Source organism: Daejeonella sp., assembly GCF_049655485.1.
In the GTDB taxonomy this organism is placed as follows: Bacteria; Bacteroidota; Bacteroidia; order Sphingobacteriales; family Sphingobacteriaceae; genus Daejeonella.
The window spans coordinates 1-3724 of the sequence record NZ_JBASJU010000176.1; the positions used below are offsets into that span (position 1 = coordinate 1).

Here is a 3724-nt window from a genome sequence, read left to right on the forward strand (position 1 = left end):
AGATAATTTTGTTTAACCCTGCGCCCAGCCTCTCAGCCCAGCATCTTATGAATCGTATCATCCTATGAATCCTAATTAAGTTTCCTCGCTGCGCTTCGGAATGACGAATCATCTGGCGGGAGGAGGGGAGAACGTCCGACTTCTATTGGCACTCCCCGCATCCTATGCATCCTATCATCCTATGAATCCTATTTTAGACTGATCGTAATCCTACAATCCTATCATCCTTCTAATCCTAATCCAGACAAATTTCCCTTTTCCATCCTATTCCAGACAATCTTCCCTTTTCCAAATCCTTTTACTCCCATTCTTGTTATCCTATTATTATGCCCGTAATGACAACCGAAGGATTAGAACATTTTTACACCGCCCAAAAACACAATTTCGCACGTGCGTTTAGTGAAATAAAGGATGGCCGAAAAAACAGCCACTGGATGTGGTTTGTATTTCCACAGCTCGCTGGCTTAGGCTCCAGTGAGATGGCGAAGAAATACGCGATAAATGATATTTCAGAAGCAAGCGACTACCTGAAAGATGCGGTACTGGGGGAAAGACTCGTGAGTATCTCCAGGCAGCTTTTAGCCCATAGGGATAAAACCGCTCATGAGATTTTTGGGTCGCCGGACGATATGAAGCTGAAATCTTGTATGACTCTTTTTAGTCTTGTGCCGGGGGCCGATTCCGTTTTTGAAGAGGTGCTCAATCAATTTTATGAGGGAGAAAAGGATCCAAAGACACTAGCACTTCTCAATCTGCCAGGCTAAACATACCCGCATAGTTCGCTTCAGATCCAAATATCCCATCATTGTGGCGGTACGAATACCCGTCTGAAAAGTTAAAATAGAGTATCAAGATACCTTTTCCTGACACTCTATTCAGGCCGAATTCAATTATCGACAGAATCATAAATTACTACCTTTTCAAAAAATACTTTGAATTCATCCAGGAAGGCCTGATGAAGCGGATGAGTTTGATATACATTATGAGCTTCAAGATCCTCGAAAGAAATCAGCAAGCTGAAGGTATAAGTGGTATCAACAACCGCCCTTTCGATAGGGGCCGGTGTACCTATATGGAAAAGATCTATAACCTCGATATCATTTAAAGTTTCCAGGCTTTCGCGGAATGCAATTTTCTGTTCAGGTGTGATGTCGGCTTTAAGCCAGAATAAAACGTGATGAGCTATCATAAAATGAGTATTTGGGCAAAGTTAAAAATAACATTAACCTATTGGTGATTGGGAAATTAAATCCTAAATATTTTTTATCGCAAAAACTTTCCTGTCCGGAAACAATTGGGGAAATGCAGATGTTATTGGCTTGAAAACACGGTGATATCAAGCGTGTTTTTAATACTTCAAAAGTCCAACCGAAAATAAATGAATAACACTTTACCGCTGCAGAGCTACTCACTGGCAGAACGAACGGCTTATATTCAGGCTATAGCCTCAATTGCTACTGCCGACCGCGCCGCCTCTCCTGAAGAATTGGAATTCCTGTCAGCCTTAAGCAATGAAATTGGCATTCCCGAGGCAGACCGGGAAACTATCATTGGATCTGCGACTGACCTGAATGACCACAGCCTTTTTGCAAGCCTGGAAGTGCTTAAGGCGAGCGAACTTCGTTTCTCCCTGCTTGCAGATCTCATCAGATTTGCAGAATCAGACCAGGAATACCACGAGGAAGAAAAAAAGAATGTGGAGAAGATTGCCACGTTCCTGAACATAAATCCACAACAAACTGAGTTACTCAATGAGTTTGTAGATGAAACTAAGAAAGTAGAGGCTAATACCGACCCAGCCAGTAAGCAAAATTTTTCGGCTTTGTCGGGGATTCAGGAGAAATTAAAGGCCTCCGGGATTGATATTGGGAGTTTAGCAAAAGGCCTGATGGCTACATTAGGCCCTTTAATATTAGCGAAAGTTATGGGAGGAAGGCGATCAGGTGGAATGGGTTCAGGGTTTGGATCCGGCGGATTGGGATCTTTGATTTCAGGATTGGGTGGTGGCTCAAAGTCGACCGGCAGGGGCGGAATCCTTGGCGGTATCCTGTCAAAGCTTACACGATAATTAATAACAATAACTATAAATTAATCACAAGGTAAATTCGGATTCACATGAAAAACTTTAAATTATTAGGACTAACCTTTCTTCTTGGTTTATTCCTTATCTCCTGCGGAGGTAAAAAGGCTGATGACCTTGCTAAAACATGGCAGGTTACAGCAATTAAAACGGAGTCAGACCTTCCTGATTCACTTAGAAATGCGATGATCGCCAACTCCAAGCTTGCTTTCACTAAAGATGGTGGCTACACGACCACAGGCGGCATTGGAGCCGATCAGGGAACCTATACACTGGATGAAGATGTGAAAATTCTTTCGACTGTTTCCACTGCGGGAAAAAGCAGTGAGGTATACACGATCAGCAAACTGGATAAAGACAATCTTACATTAATCAACAGAGGAAATACAGTGACCTGTATCGCCGTAAAATAAAAAAAATGGGACTATTTGACGAAGTAAATAAGGCCGTTGTAAACCAGCAGCAGCAGAAAAATTATGGAGATATTCTTCAGCAGGCGGGTATAAACATCCCCAATCTATGGGTACAGGATGTAAAAGGAACTCTTACCATTGCTGGTACAGTAACCGACATGCAGACTGCCGAAAAAGCTGTTGCAGCCTTAAAGGCACAGCCAGGTGTGGTGAATGTCTTTAATCTTCTTGAGATGGAAGACCTGACATCGAAAAATATTAAAATGAAAGTAATCACAAAATCATCCAACCTAAACATCCGTAAAGGCCCGGGAACAGATTTTGAAATTATTGGCAAAGCAGCCCACGAATCGCAGGTGCAGCTTATCAAGAGAATGTACAACGACTGGTATTTTGTGCGTACGGAGGATGGGGTAGAAGGGTTTAGCTCGGCGAATTATTTGCAGGGGGTGTAGAAGACCGTCAATGAATAGGCTGCTAACTGAAAACGTTGGCGGCCTTTTTTAATGGGCAGGAATTTGGGAATTAGAAAATTTGAGAATTAGCAAATTAGGTGGTATTCGATTTGGAGGGGGGATCTAATTGAGCAAATTTGGGAATTAGTAAATTAGCAGATGCTCCTCAAATTAAATCTCTCGTCCATTTTCTAATTTGCTAATTTCCTAATTTGCTAATTCCTTAATGCCTCGTTAACATTAAGGTCACTTCTTCTCCTTTCCTTTGGAAAACCCAATGTGAATGCCGAAACGCGAAGTTGACCTTGTTGTAATATCCGATATCCATCTTGGCACCTACGGCTGCCATGCAAAGGAACTCCTCAGCTACCTGAAAAGCATAAAACCTAAAAAGATTGTCCTTAACGGAGATATCATAGACATCTGGCAATTCAGTAAATCCTACTGGCCGGAATCGCATATGAAAGTGTTACGACGGCTGATGAAATTCGTTTCGGAAGGTGTGCCTGTTTATTACCTTACGGGAAATCATGATGAGATGCTCCGTAAATTTGCTGATCTTAAAATTGGGAGCTTCCGGCTGCAAAACAAACTGGTTCTTAATCTGGATGGGAACAAAGCCTGGCTTTTCCATGGGGATGTGTTTGACATCACGATGCAGAACTCCAAATGGCTGGCCAAACTTGGAGCTGTCGGTTACGATTCTCTCATCCTGCTGAACAGCTTTGTAAACTGGTGCCTGACCTCCATGGGAAAGGAGAAGATGAGTTTCTCGA

The 3724-nt window shown here is 42.5% G+C and carries 6 protein-coding genes; 5 read left to right on the plus strand and 1 reads right to left on the minus strand.

Annotated elements, in window-relative coordinates; genetic code table 11:
- Positions 1-335 precede the first annotated feature (335 nt).
- Complete coding sequence (locus WBJ10_RS07200; RefSeq protein ID WP_424288841.1) at positions 336-764, plus strand: DUF1810 domain-containing protein; 429 nt, start codon at positions 336-338, stop codon at positions 762-764.
- A gap of 122 nt (positions 765-886) precedes the next feature.
- Here the strand turns inward: WBJ10_RS07200 and WBJ10_RS07205 are convergent, their stop codons facing one another.
- Complete coding sequence (locus WBJ10_RS07205) at positions 887-1189, minus strand: Dabb family protein (RefSeq protein ID WP_424288842.1); 303 nt, start codon at positions 1187-1189, stop codon at positions 887-889.
- A 189-nt stretch (positions 1190-1378) separates the two neighbouring features.
- On the opposite strand from WBJ10_RS07205, the gene WBJ10_RS07210 reads away from it, so the two are divergent.
- The 4 genes from WBJ10_RS07210 to WBJ10_RS07225 all read left to right on the plus strand — a co-directional run.
- On the plus strand, positions 1379-2068 hold the full coding sequence (locus WBJ10_RS07210) for a hypothetical protein (protein WP_424288843.1): 690 nt from the start codon (positions 1379-1381) through the stop codon (positions 2066-2068).
- A 47-nt stretch (positions 2069-2115) separates the two neighbouring features.
- Positions 2116-2493 (plus strand): lipocalin family protein, encoded by a 378-nt coding sequence (locus WBJ10_RS07215; RefSeq protein WP_424288844.1) that lies wholly within the window; start codon positions 2116-2118, stop codon positions 2491-2493.
- Between the two features lie 5 nt (positions 2494-2498).
- Positions 2499-2948, plus strand: coding sequence for an SH3 domain-containing protein (locus WBJ10_RS07220; RefSeq protein ID WP_424288845.1), 450 nt, complete (start codon positions 2499-2501; stop codon positions 2946-2948).
- A 283-nt stretch (positions 2949-3231) separates the two neighbouring features.
- Positions 3232-3724, plus strand: a 493-nt coding sequence (locus WBJ10_RS07225) for a UDP-2,3-diacylglucosamine diphosphatase (protein ID WP_424288846.1), incomplete at its 3' end; no start/stop codon positions are given.

What these genes read in the sequence shown, in the direction of transcription:
- WBJ10_RS07200 (WP_424288841.1), top strand. Translation starts at nt 336, where the DNA reads ATGACAACCGAAGGATTAGAACATTTTTACACCGCCCAAAAACACAAT.
- WBJ10_RS07205 (WP_424288842.1), bottom strand. Translation starts at nt 1,189, where the DNA reads ATGATAGCTCATCACGTTTTATTCTGGCTTAAAGCCGACATCACACCT.
- WBJ10_RS07210 (WP_424288843.1), top strand. Translation starts at nt 1,379, where the DNA reads ATGAATAACACTTTACCGCTGCAGAGCTACTCACTGGCAGAACGAACG.
- WBJ10_RS07215 (WP_424288844.1), top strand. Translation starts at nt 2,116, where the DNA reads ATGAAAAACTTTAAATTATTAGGACTAACCTTTCTTCTTGGTTTATTC.
- WBJ10_RS07220 (WP_424288845.1), top strand. Translation starts at nt 2,499, where the DNA reads ATGGGACTATTTGACGAAGTAAATAAGGCCGTTGTAAACCAGCAGCAG.